This is a genomic window from Neorhizobium huautlense, assembly GCF_002968575.1.
GTDB lineage: Bacteria > Pseudomonadota > Alphaproteobacteria > Rhizobiales > Rhizobiaceae > Neorhizobium > Neorhizobium huautlense.
In genome coordinates this window covers 81887-103450 of record NZ_PVBM01000015.1, presented here as the reverse complement: position 1 = coordinate 103450, position 21564 = coordinate 81887, and the positions used below count along the sequence as shown (strand labels likewise).

General features: G+C 60.5%; 17 protein-coding genes. 3 read left to right on the top strand and 14 right to left on the bottom strand.

Annotated elements, in window-relative coordinates; all coding sequences use genetic code 11:
• Positions 1–42 precede the first annotated feature (42 nt).
• The 6 genes from C5L12_RS17185 to C5L12_RS17160 form a co-directional block, all read right to left on the bottom strand.
• The gene (locus tag C5L12_RS17185) at positions 43–402 is read right to left on the bottom strand and encodes a DUF1850 domain-containing protein (RefSeq protein WP_105373274.1); all 360 of its coding nucleotides are present in this window, start codon (positions 400–402) and stop codon (positions 43–45) included.
• Positions 399–2507 (bottom strand): TRAP transporter permease, encoded by a 2109-nt coding sequence (locus tag C5L12_RS17180; RefSeq protein WP_105373273.1) that lies wholly within the window; start codon positions 2505–2507, stop codon positions 399–401. Before C5L12_RS17180 ends, C5L12_RS17185 begins: the two co-directional genes overlap by 4 nt.
• A 175-nt stretch (positions 2508–2682) precedes the next feature.
• Positions 2683–3618, bottom strand: a complete 936-nt coding sequence (locus tag C5L12_RS17175; RefSeq protein ID WP_105373308.1) for a TAXI family TRAP transporter solute-binding subunit — start codon at positions 3616–3618, stop codon at positions 2683–2685.
• 184 nt (positions 3619–3802) lie between these two features.
• On the bottom strand, positions 3803–4342 hold the full coding sequence (locus tag C5L12_RS17170) for a GrpB family protein (RefSeq protein WP_105373272.1): 540 nt from the start codon (positions 4340–4342) through the stop codon (positions 3803–3805).
• Between the two features lie 15 nt (positions 4343–4357).
• On the bottom strand, positions 4358–4612 hold the full coding sequence (locus C5L12_RS17165; protein ID WP_105373271.1) for an exodeoxyribonuclease VII small subunit: 255 nt from the start codon (positions 4610–4612) through the stop codon (positions 4358–4360).
• A gap of 2 nt (positions 4613–4614) precedes the next feature.
• Positions 4615–5547: a histone deacetylase family protein gene (locus C5L12_RS17160; RefSeq protein WP_105373270.1), complete on the bottom strand. Its 933-nt coding sequence runs from the start codon at positions 5545–5547 to the stop codon at positions 4615–4617.
• 131 nt (positions 5548–5678) lie between these two features.
• On the opposite strand from C5L12_RS17160, the gene C5L12_RS17155 reads away from it, so the two are divergent.
• Positions 5679–6077, top strand: coding sequence for an acyl-CoA thioesterase (locus C5L12_RS17155; protein WP_105373269.1), 399 nt, complete (start codon positions 5679–5681; stop codon positions 6075–6077).
• Here C5L12_RS17155 and C5L12_RS17150 read toward each other — a convergent pair whose 3' ends face one another.
• Genes C5L12_RS17150 through C5L12_RS17140 form a run of 3 tightly spaced genes read right to left on the bottom strand, consistent with a single transcriptional unit; the run spans position 6078 to position 7952 of the window.
• Positions 6078–6641 carry a biotin transporter BioY gene (locus tag C5L12_RS17150; protein ID WP_105373268.1) on the bottom strand — a complete coding sequence of 188 codons (564 nt, stop codon included), beginning with the start codon at positions 6639–6641 and terminating at the stop codon, positions 6078–6080.
• Positions 6642–6672: 31 nt separating this feature from the next.
• Positions 6673–7278 carry an energy-coupling factor transporter transmembrane component T family protein gene (locus C5L12_RS17145; RefSeq protein ID WP_105373267.1) on the bottom strand — a complete coding sequence of 202 codons (606 nt, stop codon included), beginning with the start codon at positions 7276–7278 and terminating at the stop codon, positions 6673–6675.
• Positions 7275–7952 (bottom strand): energy-coupling factor ABC transporter ATP-binding protein, encoded by a 678-nt coding sequence (locus C5L12_RS17140; protein WP_105373266.1) that lies wholly within the window; start codon positions 7950–7952, stop codon positions 7275–7277. The genes C5L12_RS17145 and C5L12_RS17140 overlap by 4 nt, the downstream gene beginning before the upstream one ends.
• Positions 7953–8059: 107 nt before the next feature.
• Here C5L12_RS17140 and C5L12_RS17135 point away from each other — a divergent pair, with 107 nt between their 5' ends.
• Positions 8060–9250 (top strand): winged helix-turn-helix domain-containing protein, encoded by a 1191-nt coding sequence (locus tag C5L12_RS17135; protein ID WP_105373265.1) that lies wholly within the window; start codon positions 8060–8062, stop codon positions 9248–9250.
• Between the two features lie 16 nt (positions 9251–9266).
• On the opposite strand, the gene glgB is transcribed toward C5L12_RS17135, so the two are convergent.
• Genes glgB through C5L12_RS17120 form a run of 3 tightly spaced genes read right to left on the bottom strand, consistent with a single transcriptional unit; the run spans position 9267 to position 18049 of the window.
• Positions 9267–11474 carry a 1,4-alpha-glucan branching protein GlgB gene (glgB, locus tag C5L12_RS17130; protein WP_105373264.1) on the bottom strand — a complete coding sequence of 736 codons (2208 nt, stop codon included), beginning with the start codon at positions 11472–11474 and terminating at the stop codon, positions 9267–9269.
• A complete protein-coding gene (gene treS / locus C5L12_RS17125; RefSeq protein ID WP_105373263.1) occupies positions 11474–14779 on the bottom strand; it encodes a maltose alpha-D-glucosyltransferase in 3306 nt (1101 codons plus the stop codon). The genes glgB and treS overlap by 1 nt, the downstream gene beginning before the upstream one ends.
• Positions 14780–14794: 15 nt before the next feature.
• Complete coding sequence (locus C5L12_RS17120) at positions 14795–18049, bottom strand: maltotransferase domain-containing protein (protein ID WP_105373262.1); 3255 nt, start codon at positions 18047–18049, stop codon at positions 14795–14797.
• Between the two features lie 221 nt (positions 18050–18270).
• On the opposite strand from C5L12_RS17120, the gene C5L12_RS17115 reads away from it, so the two are divergent.
• Positions 18271–19272: a Gfo/Idh/MocA family protein gene (locus C5L12_RS17115; protein WP_105373261.1), complete on the top strand. Its 1002-nt coding sequence runs from the start codon at positions 18271–18273 to the stop codon at positions 19270–19272.
• Positions 19273–19287: 15 nt separating this feature from the next.
• Here the strand turns inward: C5L12_RS17115 and ribB are convergent, their stop codons facing one another.
• Both ribB and aroC read right to left on the bottom strand, forming a co-directional pair.
• On the bottom strand, positions 19288–20388 hold the full coding sequence (gene ribB / locus C5L12_RS17110; RefSeq protein WP_105373260.1) for a 3,4-dihydroxy-2-butanone-4-phosphate synthase: 1101 nt from the start codon (positions 20386–20388) through the stop codon (positions 19288–19290).
• A gap of 12 nt (positions 20389–20400) precedes the next feature.
• The gene (gene aroC, locus C5L12_RS17105) at positions 20401–21498 is read right to left on the bottom strand and encodes a chorismate synthase (RefSeq protein WP_105373259.1); all 1098 of its coding nucleotides are present in this window, start codon (positions 21496–21498) and stop codon (positions 20401–20403) included.
• Positions 21499–21564 lie beyond the last annotated feature (66 nt).

The window sequence follows — 21564 nt, the reverse complement described above, 5'->3', positions numbered from 1 at the left end:
TTTAAGGAACTGGTTCTTTTCAGAGCGGCCTCAGATCATCCATCATGGACAGGGCGAAAGAACCGCCGCCTCTCCAGACGTCGCACCGATCGTCAGGCAGCCGCGCTCATGGCACAGCAACCATCCGCCGCCCGTCGCTCCGGATGCGGCGAGCATAAGGCGCGGCTGAGGCGGTAGCGTCGGATGCCACACCCACCAGCCGTCCTGCAGTCTGGCATCCGGTCCTGGTTCCATCCCGGCACCGGAACCTTTGATGGCTGCTTCGCGAATCTCTAATCCGTCGGGCGTCACAGCCCAAGTCTCACGCCATTCGGTCTTCTGGACCGAATGGCTCCAGGACAATGTAAAAAGCATAGCGGCGACGGTAGCCAGTTTGCCGCCGGCAAGGATGCAGAGGCTCATGTAAGCGCTGGTGCGGCGGGCGCTCCGCGATTGCGCCACCAGTGCTGAGCGACCACGATGATGCCGAGCGCCCAACCCAGTTCGTCTGTCCAGGGCAGAGCCATGACGAGGCTCGCGCCTGCGACAAAGGCAAGCAGCCGCTCCCAGATCGCCATGCGCGCGAAAAGAAAGCCGACCACCGCCGTGCCCCACAACGCGATGCCGAAGCACGCCTTCAGGAAGACGTAGATCACCTCTACCGGATACCCCCAGGTGGCTGCTATCGTCCCGGGATCCTGCAGCATCAAAGCCGGGGTATAGACAGCCATGAAGGGTACGACAAAGCCTGACGTAGCGAGTTTTGTCGCTTCGATCGAGATCTTGAAGCCGGAGGTTTTTGCCATGGGGGCTGCAGCAAAGCACGCAAGTGCCACCGGCGGTGTCAGGTCAGCCATGATGCCGAAATAGAAGACGAACATGTGGCTGACGATCAGGGGCACTCCGAGTTCCAGGAGCGCCGGACCGGCAAGCGACGAGGTGATGATGTAGTTCGGGATCGTCGGAATGCCCATGCCGAGGATCAGGCAGGTGATCATCGTCAGCACCAACGACAGGAACATGCTGTGCTCCCCGACACGGATGATGGCGCCGACGAAAGTCGACGCGATGCCGGTGAGCGTCAGTGTACCGATGACGATGCCGACGATGGCGCAGGCAATGCCGACGGGAAGCGCATTCTTTGCGCCTTCCGCCATGGCATCCCGGCAGATGGCAAGCGTTTCCTTGCCGCCTTTCACGAAAAGACAGCCTGCGATCAGCGCCAGGATGACGATCGCCAGAAAATCGACCCCGTAGCGCAGGAAGGACGCGGCGGCGAGGCCGAGAACAATCCAGAAGACGATCCGGAAGGCCAGTGGACCGATACTCGCAGCCAGCGGCATTCCAAGGATGAGCACGATGACCAGCGCCAGCCCCATGGTTCCGGCGAAGATGGGCGTATATCCCGCAAAAAGCAGATAGACGAGTGCGGCAAGCGGAAGAATGAGCGGCCAATGTTCCCTGACTGCCGCCCAAGGGTTCGGGAGATCTGCTCTGCTCATCCCTTTCAGCCCGGCTTTGCCGGCTTCCAGGAAAACCATCCAGAAGCAGACGCCGAAATAGAGGATCGCCGGGATGATCGCCGCCTTGACGACTTCCGCATAGGAAACGTTCAGGGTTTCGGCCATGATAAAGGCAACCGCGCCCATGACAGGCGGCATGATCTGCCCGCCCATCGAGGAAGTTGCCTCGACACCGCCCGCAAAGGCGGAGCGGAAGCCGAAACGCTTCATCAGCGGGATGGTAAACTGCCCTGACGCCACCACGTTGGCGACGCCGGAGCCGGAGATCGTGCCCATTAGCGCTGACGACATGACGCAGACCTGTGCCGGTCCGCCGCGCCAGGTGCCGACCAGGCCCAGCGCAAAGTCGTTGAACAGCGCCAGCATGCCGGCTCTCTCGAGAAAGGCGGCAAACACGACGAAGATGAAGATATAGGCGGCCGAAACGTAGATCGGCGTACCGTAGATGCCTTCGGTGCCGTAGGCGAAGTTTTCGACGATCTGCTCGAAATCGTAGCCGCGGTGGACGAAAGGTCCCGGCGCGTATTGACCGAGGAAACAGTAGGCAAGGAAGATGCCGGCGATGATCGTCAACGGCAGGCCCATCAGCCTTCGCGCGGCTTCGAACACGAGGATGACGAGTGCAGTTCCGACGATGAGGTCCGGCGTCGTCAGGAACCCGGCCCTTTGTATTAGATCCTCGTAGAAGACCCAGTTGTAGACCCCTGTAAGGAAGCCGAGAACACCCAGAGCCCAGAACCAGATTTTACCGGCCTTGGTCTTGGCGACGAGATTGCCGAAAAGCACGAAGCCTAGCAGCAGCAGGAAACCCACATGCATGGCGCGGACGATCTGGCTGGCGAGCGTGCCGTAGGCGGCTGTCCAGAGCTGGAACAGGCTAAAGGTGAAGGCGATCCAGAAGGCTGCGCGTCCTGCCCAACCTTCGCCGAAGCCTGCCGGCAGGCCCTCGATTGCTTCTTCCGCGCTCTGCGGTGCCATTGATTGATGCATTGCGGATTGGGACATCGTCTCTCCGGAATCGGCCGCTTATGGCGAACTCCCACGTCTCCCTTGCGGAGAGAGGTGGGAGCAAATGCAAAGACAATAAGGGAGCCAGGAAAACGCCTTAGTCGCTGTTTGGCTTCTCATCGTCCTTCGGACTGCCTCCTCCGCATCGAGGAGAAGGCAGGCGCGCCGCCTCTTATTTCAACAGGCCGGCTTCCTTGTAGTAGCGCTCAGCGCCCGGATGCAGCGGCACCGGCATGCCGTCTAGCGCCTTCTTCGCATCGATCGCCTTGGCGGCGGCATGTGCCGCGGTAAGCTTTGGCAGGTTTTCGAAGAGAAGCTTGGTCATCTGGTAGACCGTTTCGTCGGAGACGCCGGAATGGGTGATCAGGAAGTTTCCGACCGCTGCGGTTTCCACGTCAGCAGTCTGGCCTTCATAGGTGCCCGCCGGAATGATGGCGGAAAGATAGGGCGCGCCGATTTTCTCGACTTCTGCCTTCGGGATCGCCACGACATTGATCTTGAGTGAGGTGGCGAGGTCGCGGATGGAAGCTACGCCAAGGCCCGCCGACTGCAATGTCGCGTCCAACTGCCGGTTCTTGATAAGCTCGACAGATTCGGCGAAGGGCAAGTATTCGGTCTTGCCGAGATCCTTGTAGGACATTCCCGCTGCCTCGAAGATCGCCCGCGCATTGAGCTCGGTACCGGATTTCGCCGCACCGACGGACAGGCTCTTGCCCTTAAGATCGGCAAGCGTCTTCACCCCGGAGTCGGCGCTGGCAACCACCTGGATATAGTTGGGGTAGATGGCGGCGATGCCGCGCAGCTTGTCGAGCTTGCCGGGAAAGCCTGCTTCCTTGTTGCCCTTCCAAGCTTCCTGCACCGAATCTCCAAGCGAGAATGCGATCTCGCCGCGTCCGGCCTGCAGCAGGTTCAAGTTTTCGACCGATGCCTTGGTGGCCTGCACCTGCGTGCGGACATCCTTGATGTTCTGGCCGTAAATCTCCGAAAGCGCGACGCCGAGCGGATAATATACACCCGACGTCCCGCCGGTCAGCACGTTGATGAATTCGGCAGCCCTCGCGCCGGAAGCCGAAAGCACCGTCGACATGGCCATCGTTGCGGCAAACATCAAATTGATTTTGTTGGATTTCACGCCAAACGTCACGATTGTCTCCTCCCAAAGCAACCCTTCAGATGACGGCTATCATGGGGAGGCGGCCACGGGGCGTCAATCGCTTTATGACGTGATCGCGGCGATGGTCGTAAGACTTTGGTTTTAGAGTGCGTGGTCGTTTCCGAGGCACGCAGCCACCTCAAGGATATCCAAAACCCGGACCAAGCCCGGTCTTTACCCGGTCGATGAACGCGCTTTTGAGCTCATTGTAACGCGCCCGGCTGTCGGGGGCGCTGGCAACAGCATTTTCCTTGATGGCGATATAGCTTTCACGCAGATTTTGATCGCTGCGCAACGCATCCCTGAGCGCCAGGTTCGAAACCCACGAATATCCGCCGAGTTGCACAAGATGGACGAGGTGCGTCCGCTCGGTGTGGTCCCGTCCCCGCCCGAAGATATGATGGCCCGGCACGCCGGCATGCGCCGCATAATCGTATCCGAGCGCCAGAAGCGGGTCATAGCAGGCTTGCCAGTCTGAAAGGGGGGCCAGGCCGATGATGATGTCGAGGATCGGTTTGGCGCGCATGCCGGGTACGGAGGTCGAACCGTAATGCTCTATCTCCTTCGCCAAACCGCCCAGTGCAACAGAAATTCGCTGATGTTCCGCCGCGAATTCCACCGGCCATTGCGGATCGTAATCGACGAGGACGTTCGTGTTGTGCTTGAGGCCAAGCACCATGTCCTCTCTCCGCAATTATTCGCCGTCAAGCGGCTCGACGCCCTGCGGCTTGCCGGCGCGGTCCAGGCGGATCTTTTCAATCCGGTTCTCGGCAGCGGCCAGCAGCTTTTCGCAATGCTTTTTCAAGGCTTCGCCGCGCTCGTAGATGGCGATCGATTCATCGAGCGCCACATCGCCGCGCTCGAGCCGCGCGACGATGCTTTCGAGCTCGGCCACCGCCTTTTCGAAGGAATAGCCGCTCACATCGACGGTCTCGTTGCTCTCGGTCATTTCTATCCCCTCATCAGTCTGCAGATATGCATGCCGGCCGATTCGGCCAGTCCTTCCAGATCATAGCCGCCCTCCAGCAGGCTTACGACCCGGTTGTTTGCGTATTTGCCGGCGATCTCCATCAGCCGTCCCGTCGCCCAGTCGAAATCGTCGCCGACGAGGTTGATCTGCGCCAGCGGATCGCGGTGGTGGGCATCGAACCCCGCCGAGATCAGAATGAAATCCGGGCGGAAGTTTTCGAGTGCCGGCAGCACCCGGCTCTTGAAGGCTTCGCGAAAGTGCTCGCTGCCGGTGTCGGGCGAAAGCGGAGCGTTGACGATATTGCCGTCCTTGCCGCTTTCGTCCTTGGCGCCGGTGCCGGGATAAAGCGGCATCTGGTGCGTGGAGCAGAACAATACCGACGGGTCGTCCCAGAAGATGTCCTGAGTGCCGTTGCCGTGATGCACGTCCCAGTCAACGATCGCGACGCGTTCCAGCCCATATTTTCGCTGCGCATGACGCGCGGCGATCGCGACGTTGTTGAACAGGCAGAAGCCCATATATTTGTCTTTTTCGGCATGATGGCCCGGCGGACGAGCCGCGACGAAGGCATTGTCCACCTTGCCGGTGAGCACGTCGTCCACGGCCGCCATGGCTCCGCCGATGCCGGTCAGTGCCACCTGCAGGCTCTTCGGCCCCACATAGGTGTCCGCCTCGATCTGGCGAATGGTGTCTTCCTCGGGAATTTCCCGCATCACGGCGCGCAGGTAGCTTTCGGGATGGGCGAGCAGCACCGTATCCTCGTCCGCCTGAGGGGCCTGCTTGCGATCCAGCTTTTCGAAATTCGGGTGCTGCAGGGCGATCGCCAGCGACCGCAGCCGGTCTGCACGTTCCGGATGCCCTTCGGGCGTGCGGTGTTCGAGGAAGATGTCGTGTTCGTAAAGGCGCGTGGTCATGCGGCGGCCTCATGAGGTTGTCTGCCCGACATGGCGCAGATGGCGTGATTTTTCAAGCATGCTCCTTTTGTCTCGGAGCTTGTTTCGAATGAAAGAATGGTCTTACATGGGAATACAAGCGAGGAAGTAAGGTGGCCAAGGACACAGTAAAATCGCAGGAATTCCGGGTGCCCTTTCGCGATGTGGACATGAATGGGGAGATGTTCCGTGCGGCCTATGTCGTTCGCGCCGAGGAAGCGCTCACCGAGTTCTGGCGGCGGCGTAAGCCGCAGAAGGACGATCCATTCTTCGCGATCGGCAAGATTACCTGTACGTTCCACGCTGCCCTGAAGTTCGGTGATCTTGTGCATACCCATGTGGGGGTCAGCAAGATCGGCGGAAAATCGGCCGGCTTCCTGGTGCATATGTTGCGTGGCGATGAAGCCGTGGCGGAGGCTGAAGTCGTCTGGATCGCCTGCGATCGGGAAAGCAAGGAGCCGATCGCGCTTCCGGAAGACCTGCGCGACTGGCTCTACGGTTTCCTGGATTGATCAGGCCCTCTGCGGCAGCAGCGGATAACCGACCATTACCGCGCGGCCTGCAAGTGCTGCGATCAGCGCCTTGAAGCAATCGCCCGGGATGAAGGCAAGCGATCCGAGGAAGGCCTTGGAAAAACCAAGCCCGGTGACGAGCGCCAGATAGGTGATCCCGAAAGCATAGAGCACGACGACGCCGCCGATCAGCGCAGCCAGGAAGAAATTCACGCCCTGGACGAGGCCGGTCTGGCCCCGGTCCACGAAATGTTCGGCGATGTAGCCCGTCACGAACGCCGCGAAGACCCAGCCGATGAGATAGCCGGTGGTTGGCGCCGCAAAGACTGCAAGACCGCCGCGGCCGCCGGAGAGCACGGGCAGGCCGATTGCGGCAAGCAGAAGAACCAGGAGGACGGCGAAGGTACCGCGCTTGGAACCCAGAACCACGCCCGCAAGCATGACGCCGAGCGATTGGGCGGTGATCGGTACCGGAATGAAACCGAGCGTGATCGGCGGCAGCAAGCCGAGCGATACGATGATTGCGGCGAACAAGGCGGCCAGGACGAGATCCCGCGTGGTCATGCTTTGTGATTCCTTAATACCGGATAACGGGTCATCTCTGCGCACGAATACCCCGTGCGTCAATGGCTGCGGCGATCTCGTCGGCATTCTTGAGCGTCAGAATGATCAGCGGAACCGCGAGCGTCAAGACGCGAGGCTTCAGCCCGCGGGCTCGATGAGCATCCTGAATGGCATGGTAGCGGTCCAGTATTTCCGGCACGAAACGAATGACGAGGCCGATCGACAGGCCGATGTCGGCTGCCTTGACGAGGCCGAGACGCTCCAAAGGCCAGGCGGCGAGCGTGATTTCGTCGATAAACTCGCCAATCCCGGTCGTAGCCGTCACCGCTGCCGCGAGCAGCATCAGGCTCGTCAGCCGAAGCAGCACGGTTGCAGCCTCTTCGACAGAGCCGACGAGCAGCGTGAACAGGGCAACGACGGCAATGGTCAGGAAGATCGGGCGGAGACGGGCGAGCGACTGACGTAGGCCGATCCCGAGCGATGCATATATCGCGACACTTATCACGGCGGCCAGCGCCAGCGGCGGGATCGACCTGAACAAGAACAGAGCAATGCCGGCGGCAGCGAGGCCGAGAAGTTTGGTGCGCGGCGCAAGCCGATGCAGCAGGCTGTCGCCTTCGACGTAAAGCGTCTTCATCGGGTAAGCTCCCGGTAGCGCCTGATCGTATCGGCAGGCCGGCCATCGGCGGCAAGCCGGCCCTCGTGAAACAGCAGGACGCGGTCGAAATCTTCGATCAGCTCCAGATCATGGCTGATCACCATGATGTTCTCGTCCAGGCCTTCGATAGTCCGCTTTACCAGCTCGCGGTTTTTCAGATCGAGCTGATTGGTGGGTTCATCCATGATCAGGATGTCCGGCTCCGTCACCAGAACCGAGGCCAGCGCCGCAAGCTGCAATTCGCCGCCCGAAAGCTCGTGAGCCCGGCGGCCAGCCAGATGACTGATGCCGAACCGTTGGAGCACTCTGGCCACGGCGACGTCGGTCTCCTGTCTGGAAAGCTTTCGATTTTTGAGACCTAACGCGATGTCTTCCTTCAGGATCGGCAGGATGATCTGGTTCTGAGGGTTCTGAAAGATGAAGCCCGTTTCGGCGCGGACCTTTTCACCATCCTTGCTCGTGTCGAAGCTGTTGACGACGACGTGACCTGAGGAGGGGATGACAAGCCCGTTGATCATCCGCGCAAAGGTCGTCTTGCCTGAACCATTAAGACCGATGATCCCGATGCGCCGCTCGCTCAGCGAAAGGGTAAGGGGATGGAGGACGATACGCCCATCGAAACGCGCTTCTGCTTCCTCGAAACGAATATCCAAGCCGGTCCCTCGCTTTGAGCCGTCTATAGACCGGAAAATGAGGGAGGGGAATGCAGAACCGAACGTGAACATTGAAACGGCGGCGAGCGCGGTCTACTCTGCCTTTCATGGCGATTCTCATTCCGAACGATCTAGCCCGAAAGATATTCCTCGAGCGGCAGCGGCTTTCCCAGCCGCCCGGCCGCGCTCTTACCAAGGCGGGGCTCCTGCAGCTCATCGATGATCTTGGCTTCGTTCAGGTCGATAGCATCGCGACGGTCGAGCGCGCCCATCACATGATCCTCTTCTCGCGCAATCAGACCTACAAGCGCGACCATCTGACAGCGCTACTGGAGAAGGACCGCGAACTTTTCGAGCACTGGACCCACGACGCTTCGATCATTCCGTCGCGGATGTTCCGTTACTGGAAGCATCGCTTCCGCCGTCGCGAGCCGATCCTTGCGGAACGCTGGAGGAAGTGGCACGGCGATGGGTTCGATTCCGCTTTCGAGGAGACTTTCCGGCATATCGCGGAAAACGGCGCAATCATGTCGCGGGACATGAAGGTCGAGGATCACAAATCCGGCGGTTGGTGGAATTGGCATCCGAATAAGACGGCACTGGAATATTACTGGCATATCGGAAAGCTCGCGATTGCGGGTCGGGTGAATTTCCAGAAGATCTACGACCTCGCTGAAAGGGTCATTCCGCCGCATCACCATGAGCCGGAGGTGAGCCACGAGGAATTTATCGACTGGGCTTGCCGCAGCGCGCTTGAGAAGCTCGGCTTTGCAACATCGGGCGAGATTGCCGCGTTCTGGGATATCGTCACGCCCCAGGAAGCCAAGGAATGGGTCACGGGCCATCGCGACGAATTGACGGAAGTTCTGGTGGAACCTGCCGACGGCGGCAAGCCGCGCGCCTCCTTTGCATTTGCAGGGTTTCCCGAAAATCTGGGTGATCTTCCCGAGCCGCCTGCCCGGGTGCGCGTGCTCAGCCCATTTGACCCGCTGCTGCGGAACCGGGACCGCGCAGAACGCCTTTTTGACTTCTTCTACCGCATAGAGGTTTTTGTGCCCGAGCCGAAACGGCAATACGGCTATTATGTCTTCCCGCTGCTTGAGGGCGAGCGGATGATTGGCCGGATCGACATGAAGGCCGACCGAAAATCGAATATGCTGGACGTGAAGCGCCTTTGGCTGGAAAAAGGCGTTCGCCCGTCTGCCGGCCGTCTGGAAAAGCTCGAGGCCGAGCTTCTCCGGGTCGCGCGCTTTGCCGGCGTGGAGAAGATTTCATATCAGCATGGCTGGCGCGGCTAGCTTTCAGGGCGGCGCGTCAGCCTTTCCATCGCAAGAAGACGGTAGCGAGCGGCGGGAGCGTCAGAGGAATCGAAAATTCCTTTCCGTGTGAAGACTGCCTCTCTGTCCAGACTTCCGTCTGTCCCAGATTGGCGCCGCCGTAGAGGCCGGCATCCGTGTTGAGGATGACTTCCCAACGCCCCTCCGCTGGTACGCCGACCCGGTAGCCATGCCGAGGCACCGGCGTCATGTTCGACATCACCAGAATATAAGAAGACCTGTCCGCGGCGCTGCGCAGCATGCCGTAGATCGAGTTTTCCGAATCGTCCGCAACGGCCCATTCGAAGCCTTCGTGGTGCAGGTCGCTGTACTGCAAAGCCGGTTCCTGCGCATAAAGCCGGTTCAGGTCGGCGATCAATTTCTGAACGCCCGCATGTTCGGGTTGATCGAGCAGGTCCCAATGGACCGAGCCGTCATGGTTCCACTCTGTTTCCTGGGCGATCTCGCATCCCATGAACAGCAGCTTCTTTCCGGGATGCCCCCACATGAAACCGTAGTAGGCGCGAAGATTCGCAAACTTCTGCCAATGGTCGCCCGGCATCTTTCCAAGCAGCGAACCTTTGCCATGCACCACTTCGTCGTGGGAAATGGGAAGCATGAAGCGTTCGGAATAGGCGTAAATCATCCCGAAGGTCATCGCGCCGTAATGATATTTGCGATAGACCGGATCATCCTGCATGTAATGCAGAGTGTCGTGCATCCATCCCATGTTCCACTTGAAGTCGAAGCCGAGGCCGCCGTCTTCCGGCTTCTTCGTGACGCCCGGCCAGGCTGTCGATTCTTCCGCTACGGTGAAGGCATGCGGGCAGCGATCATGGATGATGCTGTTCAGGTGCTTGAAGAATTCCACCGATTCCAAGTTTTCCCGGCCGCCGTATTTGTTGGGTATCCATTCGCCTTCGTTGCGGCTGTAGTCGCGGTAGAGCATGGATGCCACGGCATCCACGCGCAGCCCGTCCACGTGATAGTGTTCGAGCCACTCAAGTGCCGAGGCGATCAGGAAGCCCTTCACTTCGTTGCGGCCGAGATTGTAGATGAGGGTATTCCAGTCCTTGTGGAAGCCCTCGCGCGGATCCGCGTGCTCGTAAAGCGCAGTGCCGTCGAAGCGTGCGAGTCCCCAGACATCGGTAGGGAAATGCGCCGGAACCCAATCGAGGATGACCCCGATGCCGGCTTCGTGGCAACGGTCGATGAAATAGGCGAAATCTTCCGGAGTCCCGTAACGGCCGGTCGGGGCGAAGAGCCCAAGCGGCTGATATCCCCACGAGCCTCCGAACGGATGCTCCATGATTGGCAGCATTTCGATATGGGTGAAACCGAGGTTTTGCACATAGGGAACCAGCCGTTGGCTGAGTTCGACCCAGTCCAGCACCCGGTTGCCCTCTTCGCTGACCCTTACCCACGAACCGAGATGGACCTCGTAGACGGACATTGCGCCTTCACCGGAACGGTCGGCGCGGCGTGCCCTCATCCACTCATCGTCGGTCCAGCGGAAAGGCTTGGAGGACGCCACGATGGAGGCGGTGGAAGGTGCCGCCTCGCTGGCGCGCGCGACCGGATCTGCCTTTTGAGGCAGCAAATTGCCATGCGCGTCAATAAGCTCGAATTTATACCGTTCGCCGTGGGTCAGGCGCGGGATGAAAAGCTCCCAGAGGCCAGCTTGGGCGCGAAGCCGCATCGGGTGACGGCGCCCGTCCCAGGTATTGAAGTCGCCCACCACGGAGACGCGCTGGGCGTTGGGAGCCCAGACCGAAAACCGCACGCCCGCTGTACCCTCGATCTCCATCGGGATTGCGCCGAGCGTTCGCCCAAGGTCGTAATGCGTGCCCTGGCCGATCAGATGCAGGTCGAGATCGCCGAGCAGCAGGGGAAAAGAATAGGGGTCTTCCGTTTCCTGGACCGTGTCGGGCCAGGTAATGCGAAAGAAATACGGGGCTGTGCTGCCGGTGACGCCGGCAAACAATCCACCTTCATGAATGGATTCGAGCTGCGCCAGTATTTTGCCGGTTGCCGCTTCTACAACCTCCACTGCCACGGCGCCGGGGAGCAGGACCCGGACAATCGTCAGATCGCCATATTGGTGGCGGCCCAGAATGGAGAACGGGTCGCCATGCCGCCCTTCCACCAGGGCCTGCAAACCCTCGCGGACAGTGCCGATCATCAGGTCCGTTCGCTCGTATCTCATCAGGGTTTCTCCAGAAGTCTAGACGCGATCGCCGAGAAGCCGGCAAGGGGAAGAGGCAGCCAGTGCGGGCGGCTGCGCACCTCGTAGGCAATTTCATAGGCCGCCTTTTCGAGCAGGAAGAGGTTGAGAATGCTGTTGCGGGCCTCATCGGGAATCCGCAATGCATCAGATGCTTCGGTGGCGTCGAAATATGCCTGCAGGAAGGCCGGTTCTGCCTTCTCCATAAAACGGGTGACGAGCGCATTGTGGCGGTGGTGGTCCACTTCGTTCACCACTTCCCGGTGGAGAACGGCGGAAGCGGCCAGATAGCTCAGCGAGCGCAGCAGGCCGGCGACGTCGCGCAGCGGGTTGGTCTTCGCGCGGCGGCCGGCAAGGTCCCGCGTCGGTTCGCCTTCGAAGTCGATGATGTAGGCGTCGCCTTCCGCCACAAGGATCTGCCCTAGATGGAAATCTCCGTGATTGCGCGTCATCACCGTGTCCTTGGCCGCTTCCGCCAAGTTTGCCGCCAGGTTCAGCAGCTCGTCCTTGCGTTCGAGCAACATCTTGGCTTCCCGCTGTGCCTCGCCCTCGAGCAGCTCTGCCTTTGCTTCGAGCAGCTCCAGGCTTTGAGAAATCTGGCGTGTTGCCGCCTCGCGCCATTGCAGCACGTCCTCATCCGTGGCTCTCACCGGCGTAAACGCTTCGTCATCGGTCTGCTGGGCCAGGACCACATGCAGCTCGCCAAGCCGTTTGCCGATCATGATCACGAAATCGATGAGCGGCTTGAAATAGTCGTCGGTGGCCTCGCCATCGAGACCGGTGACGACAATCTCGTCTATCACCCGGCGAAGATTGCTCAGCATCCAGTTCCAGGCATCACCTTGGTTGCGGATCGCGGCTTGAACGATGATCAGCGTGTACCGGTTGCCGTCCGGCGCGATCCGCGCCACCTCGCCAAGCAGTTGGGCAGTGTTTTTGTAGCCCGCGAGCGTGAGATATCGCGTCATCTCCACCTCCGGGTGAATGCCGGGGAAGATGTGGCGGATGAGTTTCACCATCGCCATGTCGCCGAGGATGAGCGAACTGTTGGACTGCTCCGCTGAAAGCCAATGGACTTGCATATCGTCGTTGACATTCACGCAGTCGAGATGGTCGGTCCCGAGGAACTCGAGCGTGCCGCCCCGGCCGGATATCACCGCTCGCTCGCAAAGCCCCCGTATCACGCCGCGAGCCAGGGTCTCCATGGCAAAACCGTCTGTCAGGAAGCCGACGCGGCGGCCCTGGCGAATGCGGGCAAGGGCGAGTTGCTGCGCAAGTGCGCTGGGCTGGTTGTCGTCCCAGGAGACGGCCAGCGGCAAAAGATAGGTATCCTTGCGCCCTCCGAGATCGACCTCGAGTTCTCCGAGCAGGATATTGTTGGCGAAGGCGATCGGAGTTGCGGTCGTCAACCTAGCGGAGTGCAGGATCTCACCCTTCGAGCCGAACCAGCGGCGCTTGCCGAGATAGGGCGGCAACACGTCCTGCGACAGCGTGTTTGTCAGCCTTGGTTCGTCCATCAGCTCTTGCAGGTCGCGACGGATCACCATCGTTACCATGTCCTGCATCTGCTCGGGTGGCTCCGTTCGCCACACCGGCCCGTCAGCCTCGGTGGCGAGCTGGAACCAGAAGAAGCCATAGGGCGGCAGTGTCAGCAGGTAGGTCAGCTGGCCGATCGGAGGAAACGGCGACATGCCGGTCAGCTCGATCGGCACGCGGCCTGCAAATTGGGCGAGGTCGAGCTCGACCGCCTGCGGCAGCCGCGAGAGGTTGGCGACGCAGAGGATCGTCTCGCCGTCGTGTTCGCGAAGGTAAGCAAGGATTTTGCGGTTGCCGGGTGCCAGGAACCTTAAGGAGCCGCGGCCAAAAGCCATGTGCTTGTTACGCAGCGCCAGCATCCGTCGCGTCCAATTGAGAAGCGAATGGGCATCGGCTCCCTGCGCCTCGACATTCACCGCTTCATAACCGTAAAGCGGGTCCATGATCGGCGGCAGGACGAGCCGGGCGGGATCTGCCTTGGAGAAGCCGCCGTTGCGGTCCGGCGACCATTGCATCGGAGTGCGAACGCCGTCGCGGTCTCCCAGATAGATATTGTCGCCCATGCCTATCTCGTCGCCATAATAGACGACCGGTGTGCCGGGCATCGACAGCAGCAGCCCGTTCATCAGTTCCACGCGACGGCGGTCCCGTTCCATCAGCGGCGAGAGCCGGCGTCGGATACCGAGGTTGATGCGGGCACGTCGGTCCGCGGCATAGATATTCCAGAGGTAGTCGCGTTCTTCGTCCGTCACCATTTCCAGCGTCAGCTCGTCATGGTTTCGAAGGAAGATGGCCCACTGGCAGTTCTCCGGAATTTCCGGCGTCTGCCGCATGATGTCGGTGATCGGGAAGCGGTCTTCCTTGGCGATCGCCATGTACATGCGGGGCATCAGCGGAAAATGAAAGGCCATGTGGCATTCGTCGCCGTCGCCGAAATATTCCCGCGTATCCTCCGGCCATTGGTTGGCCTCGGCGAGCAGCATTCGGCCCGGATGGGTGGAATCGAGCGCCGCGCGGATCTTTTTCAGGATCGTGTGGGTCTCCGGGAGGTTCTCGTTGATCGTGCCTTCGCGCTCGACGAGATAGGGAATAGCATCCAGTCGGAAGCCGTCGATGCCGGTCTCGAGCCAGAAGCGCATCACGCCCAGCAGTTCCTCCAGCACCAGCGGGTTGTCGAAGTTCAGATCCGGCTGATGCGAATAAAAGCGATGCCAATAATAGGCGCCGGCGACGGGGTCCCAGGTCCAGTTCGACTTTTCGGTATCGAGAAAGATGATCCGGGTTTCCGGGAATTTATGATCGGTGTCCGACCATACGTAGAAATCCCGTTCCGGCGATCCGGGCGGCGAATGCCGCGCCCGCTGGAACCACGGGTGCTGATCTGAGGTGTGGTTGATGACGAGTTCGATGACGACCCTAAGGCCCCGTTGATGGGCGGCTTCCACGAACGCCGTGAACTCCTCTATCGTGCCGTAGTCGGGGCTGACATTGGTGTAGTCCGCGATATCGTAGCCGTCGTCTCGGCGTGGCGAGGGGAAGAAGGGTAGAAGCCAGATCGTGTTGGCGCCGAGCGATGCTATATGATCGAGCTTTTCGTGCAGCCCCTTGAAATCGCCGATGCCGTCGCCGTTGGCGTCGAAGAACGATTTGATGTGAAGCTGGTAGATGATCGCGTCCTTGTACCACAGTGGATCGGCCTCATGAGGATGAAGCTGGTTCTGCGATTGGCCGCGGCTGCCCGTCATATCCATCTTTTCGTTCCTCCCTTACCTCACGCGCCAGATCGAAAACGGCAGGCCGTGATGCGGATCGAGCCGGATGCGCTGGACCTTCCCGGTCAATGTGAATTTCTGGCCGGTAATCAGATCTTCGACATCAAGTGCGCCATGGTCCGGGAGGTTCCATGACCAGAGCGGAATTTCGACATCTGCCTCCTGGGCGTTATGAGGATCGAGGTTGACGGCGATGAGCAAAGCGTTCTCGCGCCCGGGGCTCGTCTTCTCATAGAACATGATGTTGTCGTTCCAGGCGGTGAGAAGTTGCAGACCGAGATGCGAATGGAGCGCAGGGTTCTCGCTTCTGATCCGGTTCAGCATGGTAATTTCGGACTTGATATTGCCCGGACGGTCATAGTCCCAGGCGCGGATTTCGTACTTTTCAGAGTCCGCGTATTCCTTGCGTTTGGCATCCGGCCGGCCTTCGCAGAGTTCGAAACCGTTATAGACACCCCAGAGCCCCGAAAGCGTCGCGGCGAGCGCTGCCCGGATCAGATAGGCAGGGCGCGGGGCGTTCTGCAGGAAGTCCGGGTTGATGTCGTGGGTGTTGACGAAGAAGTGCGGCCGGAAGAAATCCTTCGGCTCTTCTGTGGTGATCTCGCGCATGTACTGCTCGAGTTCCCATTTCGCGTTCCGCCAGGTGAAGTAGGTGTAGGATTGCGAGAAGCCGATCTTCGCCAGCCGGTACATGACTTTCGGCTTGGTAAAGGCTTCCGAGAGAAACACGACATCGGGACGCCGCGAGCGTATGTCGGCGATCAGCCACTCCCAGAAGGGGAAGGGTTTGGTGTGAGGATTGTCGACCCGGAACAGCTTGACGCCATTGTCGACCCACTTCTGCACGACATCGCGCAGTTCGACCCACAGGGAAGGGATCGCATTGCTGGCGTAGAAATCGACATTGACGATGTCTTCGTATTTCTTGGGCGGGTTTTCGGCATATCGGATCGTGCCGTCCGGCCTCCAATCGAACCACCCGGGATGCTGCTTCAGCCAGGGATGATCGGGCGAGCACTGGATAGCCAGATCGAGCGCGATCTCTAAGCCTTCGCCCTCGGCGGCCTCGACCAGGCGGCGGAAATCGTCGAATGTACCAAGCTCGGGGTGTATTGCGTCGTGGCCGCCGGCATCCGAACCGATCGCATAGGGGCTGCCGGGATCATCCGGCCCGGCGTTCAAGCTGTTGTTCTTCCCTTTGCGGTTGGTCTTGCCAATCGGGTGGATCGGCGGAAAATAGAGAACATCGAAGCCCATCGCCCGGATTGCCGGCAGGCGGCGGATGACATCGTCGAAAGTACCGTGCCGGTTCGGATCGCCGCTCTGGGAGCGTGGGAAAACCTGATACCAGCTGGCAAAGGCTGCAGCGGTCCGTTCCGCATCGATGGGGATCACCTGCGAGCGGACGCGATGAGGCCGGCGGTCCGCCTCGGCCATTAGCTCGGCGGTTTCCGGCGCGAGCAGGATTTCGGTCCGCTGCTGGTCCTGAGCCGCCGTCAGCTTGTCGAAGAGGGCCTGCAGGCGGGATTTGACCTTGCCCTCTGCATAGTCGAGCGCGTCCAGAACGAGATTGATTCCTTCCTGGATTTCCAGCCGGAGATCCAGTCGCGCCTCATGTTTCTTGGTGAACTCGTAGCGGAAGATGGCGAAAGGATTGCGCCATCCCTCGATCGCAAATTCGTGCCGCCCAACGCGCTTTAAGGGGAATTCCGCTTGCCAGCGGTCGTTGAGCACCAGTTGCATAGGGACCTGTTGCCATGCCGTATCGTCCGCGGCTCGCCAGAGCAGCGCCGCTGAAAGCGGATCGTGTCCATCGCCGAAAATATCGGCTTCCACCTTGACCGTTTCGCCGACCACCCGCTTCACCACAAAGCGGCCCTCGTCGACGCATGGCGTAATTTTCTCAATAGCAAGTCTTGGGGACGCCGCCGCCGTGTTGACATCCGGTACGGGGACTGCATCGATGATGGGTATGGACGCCCGTCCTTCGAAGACCCGCAATTCTCCCGGCTTCAGCTTGAGCTGAGGGGCGAAGATTTCGTTCTCGTTCTCGCGCGATGTCAGCGGCAGGAAGGGTGCGGCTGCCTCTCGCAACACGTTGTATGGCGCGTTCGTGACCCGACGCAGGTCCCGGTTCAGAACCACGACCCTGATCCTCTCGGAGGTACGCGGATCCTCGCTGTCGGTCTGCAGCAGCGCGACGGCAGGCGCCTGGCTGGTTGAAATGAGCCTGAGCGGCTGGCGGGCAAAACCGGCGGCGGTCTTGTTTGTGCTTGCGTTGGTCGCGCGGATCTCGCTCGAGAGATCGAAGGACCCTCGTTCCCGCAGCCCCCGCAGGCCGAGCCCGTCGCCGTGCATGGGATCCAAAGGAACCGCCGCGCCGTATTCGAAACCCATGGGGATCATCAGGCCGCTGGCGAAGGTCGATGCCAGCTTCAGCGCCCGGATTGCCTTGCGCTGGAGTACCTCGCAGCTGTCCGTCCCGTGCGCCATGCGCTTGGCGAACGGAGCCTCGGGGAAGGTGATCTGATAACCGAGCTCCCGCTGGATTTGGTATTCGTCCATGATCCAGCGCTCTTCCAAATTCCACCACGCAAACGAGGAGAAGCTGCCGTCGAAACCGGTTCCCTGCAGAGCCTTGCGGTCCTCGAATGCACTGCCGGGCGTCCAGGCGAGGAAGGTGGTTTCCGGCGCGGTCTTGCGCGTTGAGAAGATGAGATCATACCAGGCTTCCGGAGCGATCCGGCCGATGCCAAGGCAGCGGAAGCCTGCAATCCCGATTTCCGCCAGCCAGGCAAGCCGGCTCCGCCAGTCTTCGATATGCCGGACTTCGCTCAAAAAATCGATGCGGCGGCTGCAGCTTTCCTGCGGCGCGAGGCGCGGGTCTGCGATGACCGGCCTCGCCTCGTCGGCACCGACAGCCACGCGATCGATCACGACGTCAAGCATCAGCTTAATGTTGTTTTCGCGTGCGGCGGCAATGAGAGCCTTGAAGCCGTCTTCCGGTGATTGTCCGAGGCCCAGACGAGTATCCAGGCGACCGAAATCCTTCGTCACGAAGACGCTTGTATTCGCGCCCCGTTCGAATAAAGGCGCCGTCAGCACCGTGTCAAAGCCCAGATCTTGCGCATGGGCGAAGACTTCGCGCCACGCATCAAGCCCCTTTAGCATCAATGGGTGGACGTAGTAGATCTGGGGCGGCAACTGCGAGAGCGAGATTCGCGAAGCGAATTGGGGACGCGTATTCATCGGTGGGACCTCGCCGTGAAGGGTTTGCGGGGTCTAACTGCAAGGCAGGGCGGCTTGTTCCGCTAAAGTTGGCGCGATTGCCAACTTGCAAGCTTTTGCATGTCCGTATGTCGCTTCGTCGGGATAGACGCAGGCCGCCAGAAAACTTGCGATGTTCCTGCTTCGCAAAAGCCGCCCGCCTCGATAAACAGGTCCGGAGGAAGCGCGCTGGGAGGCACGGGATGGCAAAGCTGAAAGTAGCGATGATCGGGCTTGGAATGGCAGCAGGCCATCATGCCCGCAGCCTGCTCGACCTCTCCGACAGGATCGAATGTGTCGCGGCCTATAGCCCTACCGCAGCAAGGCGGGAGGCTTTTGCTGCCCAGTACCCCATCCCGACCAGCGGTGATCTCGATGCGATCTTCGAGGATGCAAAAATCGAAGCTGTGCTGATCCTGACGCCGCCGAACACCCATCTCGAACTTGTCCGGCGTGCCGCTGCCGCAAAGAAGCATATTCTTCTCGAAAAGCCGCTCGATATCACATTCGAAAGATCCGAAACGATCGTTCACATTGCCAAACAGGCCGGCGTCCTGTTTGGCGTGGTGCTGCAGAACCGGTTCCGTGCAGCGGTGCTGGCGCTCGACGAGATCGTCAAGAGCGGGCGGCTCGGACATTTGGTCGAAGCGTCTGCCGCGATCCGCAACTGGCGACCCCAAAGCTACTACGATGTGGAAGGGCGAGGTACGCGGGCGCGAGACGGGGGCGGTGTCTTGCTGACGCAGGGCATTCATACCATCGATTTGCTGTTGAGCTTTGCCGGCCTTCCCCAGGAGGTCGCATCCTTTGTGAGGACCAGCCCTATTCATTCCATGGAAACCGAAGATCTGGTTGCTGCCACCTTCTCATTTCAGGGCGGGGCGATCGGCACGTTGAACGCCACGACCTGCGCCTATCCCGGTCTGCCGGATCGCATCGAACTGATCGGCACCAAGGGAACGGCCGTCTTTTCAGGAGACACGCTTCAGGCAGCCTTCATGGATGGTACGCAGATTGCTGCTGGCGGAGACAATTCCGGCAGCGGTGCAGGGGCCAACCCAATGGCCTTCGGGCACGAATTGCATCGCGCCCTCATCGAAAATTTTTGCGACGCGATCCGTGATGGAGCCCGCCTGCGCGTCACAGGCGAGGACGCACTGAACGCTCATCGCTTTATCGAGGCGATCTTGGCCGCCGGGCGATAGCGGCAAGCTCTCCGTTCAGCAGATGATAGTCTCGGCGATCTTGATTCCGAACCCCTCGAGACCGACGTAATGGCGCTCGCTGCGGGTCAGAAGCTTGATCGAGGTGACGCCGAGGTCCTTGAGAATCTGCGCTCCCAGGCCGATTTCCAGCCATTCGCTTTCACGCGCTTGAGCTTCCGCATGGCCCTCCTGATCCTGCCGGAGCTTGCGGCCGTGGTCCTTCTGGCCGACGCCGACCGAACCTTCCCGGAGATAGATGATCACGCCGCGGCCTTCTTCTGCGATCTTCGCCATATAGGCGTCGAGCGGTCGCTGGGCACCGAATACGTCGCTGGCGACATTTTCGAGATGCAGGCGGACCGGAATTTCCTCGCCGTCACGGATGTCGCCGAAGATGATGGCGACATGCTGCATCGGGTCCCAGGGAAGCGAATAGGCATGCGCCTTCGCCTTGCCGTGAGGCGTGTCGATGTCGAACTTGGACTGCAGCTCGATCAGCGTTTCCTTGCGCTGGCGGTAGGCGATCAGATCCGCCACCGAGACCTGCTTGATGCCGTTCTTGACAGCGAAATCGGCAACCTGCTGGCCGCGCATCACGGTACCGTCGTCGTTGACCAGTTCTGAAATCACACCGACCGGCGGCAGGCCCGCGAGTCGGCAGAGATCGACAGCCGCTTCCGTATGGCCCGAACGCATCAGGACGCCGCCCTCCCGGGAGATGAGGGGGAAGATATGGCCGGGCCGCACGAAATCCGAAGGGCCGGCATTCGGGTTGGCGAGGTTGCGGACGGTGAGTGTCCTGTCGTCGGCGGAAATGCCGGTTGTCGTGCCGTGCTTGAAGTCGACGGTGACGGTAAATGCGGTCGTATGGGCGCTGTCGTTTTCCGCCACCATCGCGTTGAGGTTCAGGCGCTTGGCCTCCTCGCGCGGCATGGGGGCGCAGACGATACCGGAGGTGTGGCGCACGATGAAGGCCATTTTCTCCGGCGTGCAATGCACGGCCGCGACGATCAGGTCGCCTTCGTTCTCGCGATCGTCGTCATCCGTAACCACGACGATTTCCCCAGCCTCGAAGGCTCGGATGGCATCAACAACGCGTTTCTGGTCATAGGCCATGGGTGATTGTTCCTAAAGGGTCTGCCCGGTCTGGGCCCGATGGCGGAGGTAATGATCGGCGATCGCGCAGGCAACCATCGCTTCGCCGATCGGTACTGCACGAATGCCGACACACGGATCGTGCCGTCCCTTGGTGCGTACTTCGACATTGTTGCCGTCGGCATCGATTGATCGTCTTTCGGTGAGGATCGAGGAAGTTGGCTTGATGGCAAACCGGGCGATCAGGGGCTGTCCGGTCGAGATTCCCCCTAAAATTCCGCCCGCATGGTTGGAGAGAAATATCGGGTTTCCGTCGTTGCCCATGCGCATTTCGTCGGCATTTTCTTCGCCGGAGAGTTCGGCCGAAGCGAAACCCTCGCCGATTTCGACGCCCTTCACGGCGTTGATGGACATCAGGTAGCTTGCAATGTCCTGGTCGAGCTTGCCGTAGACCGGGGCACCGAGACCAGCTGGGACGCCTTCGGCGACGACTTCCACAACGGCACCGATCGATGAGCCGGCCTTGCGAACCGCATCGAGATATTCTTCCCATACGGGCACGATCTCCGCGTCCGGAGAAAAGAAGGGATTGCGGCCGACCTGGTCCCAATCCCAGTTCGCCCGGTTGATCTTGTGCTTGCCGATCTGGACGAGCGCGGCGCGGACGTTGGCGCCCGGCACCACCTTGCGCGCCAGTGCGCCCGCGGCAACGCGAGCCGCAGTTTCGCGGGCGGAGGAGCGGCCGCCGCCACGATAGTCGCGGATGCCGTATTTGACGTCATAGGTATAGTCTGCGTGCCCGGGGCGATAGCGCTGGGCGATCTCGCCATAATCCTTGGAGCGTTGGTCGGTGTTCTCGATCAGCATGGAGATCGGTGTGCCGGTCGAGATCATGGTCTCGCCGTCGGCATCCATCATCACACCGGAGAGCACTTTGACGATGTCATCTTCGCGTCGCTGTGTGACGAAACGCGACTGGCCGGGCTTGCGCTTGTCCATCCAGGCCTGGATTTCGGCATGGGTGAAGCGGAGACCGGGCGGGCAGCCGTCCACGACGCAACCGAGCGCCGGGCCGTGGCTTTCGCCCCAGGTGGTGACGCGGAAGAGGTGACCGAACGTATTGTGCGACATGGCAATGCGGAACCGTTTGTGGCGGAGTAGGCCTCCCGCCGACTTCTGACGCGGTTGTCATATGGA